The following is a 2215-nucleotide window of genomic DNA, read 5'->3' as shown; positions in this document are numbered from 1 at the left end:
TTCGCACGCACGCCGTTCCGCGTGCAGACCGCGCTCGCGCCGTGGCCGCGCCGCGACGGCCAGCCGCGGCGCAGCGGCATCAGCTCGTTCGGCGCCGGCGGCGCGAATGCGCACCTGATCGTCGAGGAATACCGCGACAAGCGCGGCGCGGCGCCGGCCGCCGCCGAGCATCTGTTCGTGCTGTCCGCGCGTACGCCGCGCGCCCTGCGCCGCCAGGCGCAGCGCCTCGCGGCGTATCTCGCCGCGCATACGGAGCTGTCGCCGGAGGACGTCGCCTACACCCTGCAGGCCGGCCGCACGCCGATGACAGCGCGCCTGGCCTGCGTGGCCGGCGATCTCGCCGGTTTCGTGGCCGCACTGCAGGACTGGATCGCCGCGCAGGACGGCGGCGAGCGCGCCGCGGCAACGGATGCCGGCGACGCGGCGGCCGTCGTGCACAGCGACGGCGGCGACGACGGACATGGCGCGGCGCTGCTCGTCGACGGTCCCGCCGGACAGTCGTTCCTGCACGCGCTCGCGCAAGCCCGCGACCTGCCGCGGCTCGCACGGCTGTGGACCTACGGCGCCGAGATCGACTGGACCGCGCTGCACGCGGGCCGCACGCCGCGCCGCGTATCGCTGCCGACTTACGCGTTCGAACGCCAGCGCTACTGGCTGCCGCTGCCGGCGGCAGCGCCTTCGGCTGCCGCGCCGGCCGCGGTCGCGTCGTTGCCGTCGCGGTCGGCGGACGCCGCCGTCGAGACGCCGCAGCGCCTGCGCTACGGCTCGAGCTGGCAGCCGGCGCCGCTGCCGGCGATGTCGCCGGCGCAGACCGGCGGCGTGCTGCTGCTCGGCGGCACCGACGCAGTGTTCCAGGCGCTGGATTCCGTCCGCGCGGCCGGTGCGCCGCTCGTGCGCGTGACGTTCGCCGCGGCGTATCGCGAACTCGGGCCGCTCGTGTTCGAACTGCGCGCCGACGACGAAGCGGATTTCCGGCGCCTGTTCGCGACCCTGCAGCAGCGCGGCGCGCTGCCGCGGACCATCCTCCACCGCTGCAGCGACGGCGTGACCCTGGAGCAGTCGCTGCCGGCCGCGGCCGCGCTGCACGAACCCGTGTCGGCATTGCTGCACACGGCCAAGGCGCTGATGGCCGTGTCGGCAGTCGCGCACTACGTCGTCATCGCCGACGCGGCCGCGCCGCAGCATCAGGCGCTCGCGGCATTCCTGAAGACCCTGGCGCTGGAACAGCCCGGCTTCAGCGGCAAGGTCGTCAGCATGGATGCCGACACGGGCCTGAGCCTCGCCGACGAAGCCGCGATCGCGGCCGCCGAAATCGCCGGCGCGCCGGCCGGTGTCGAGGAAGTGCGCTATCGCTGCGGCGCCGCCGGCGCCGAGCGCTGCGTGCGCCGCCTCGAACGGCACGAGGCGACGGTCGCCGCCGACCGCGTGCCGCTCAAGCACGGCGGCGTGTACCTGATCACCGGCGGCCTCGGCGGGCTGGGGCTGCTGTTCGGCGAATACCTCGCGCAGCACTACGCGGCGCGCCTCGTGCTGGTCGGCCGTTCCGCGTCGACGCCGCAGCATGAGCAGCGCCTCGCGCGTCTGCGCCAGCATGCGGCCGAAATCGTCTACATGCAGGCCGACGTGTCGCGTGCCGAGGACGCCGATCGCGTCGTGCGCGAGATCAAGGCGCGCTACGGCCGTCTAAGCGGCGTCATCCACGCGGCCGGCGTCACGCGCGACGGTTTCGTGCGCGGCAAGTCGCTCGCCGATCTGCGCGCCGTGCTCGATCCCAAGGCCGGCGGCGCGATCCGGCTCGACGAGGCCACGCGCGACGAGCCGCTGGATCTGTTCGTGCTGTTCGGCTCGATCGCCGGCGTCGACGGCAACGCCGGCCAGAGCGACTACGCCTATGCCAACCAGTTCCTCGACGCGTTCGCCGAACGCCGCGAACGCCAGCGCGCGGCCGGCCTGCGCACGGGCCGCACGGTGTCGATAGCCTGGCCGTACTGGCGCGACGGCGGCATGCAGATCGCGCCGGAACAGCTCGCGCTGCTGCAGGCGCGCACCGGGTTGATGCCGCTGCCGACCGACGAAGGCCTGCGCCTGTTCGAGGAACTGCTGAGCGCCGACGGCGCCCAGGGCATCGCGGTCTACGGGCTGCCGGAGCGCATCGACGCGCACGTCCGCGGCCGGCGCCGCAATGTGGCGCCGACGTCGGCGCCGGCAGCGGCGC

Annotated in this window: 1 protein-coding gene; it reads left to right on the top strand. The window is 74.6% G+C overall.

Features of this window, described 5'->3' with window-relative positions; genetic code table 11:
- The coding region (locus NON22_RS23365; protein WP_257389388.1) for an SDR family NAD(P)-dependent oxidoreductase at positions 1 to 2215 on the top strand (2215 nt) is incomplete at both ends.

The organism is Tahibacter caeni (assembly GCF_024609805.1).
GTDB lineage: Bacteria > Pseudomonadota > Gammaproteobacteria > Xanthomonadales > Rhodanobacteraceae > Tahibacter > Tahibacter caeni.
Note: the sequence above shows the minus strand (reverse complement) of the source record. Positions and strands in the feature narration are given on the sequence as shown.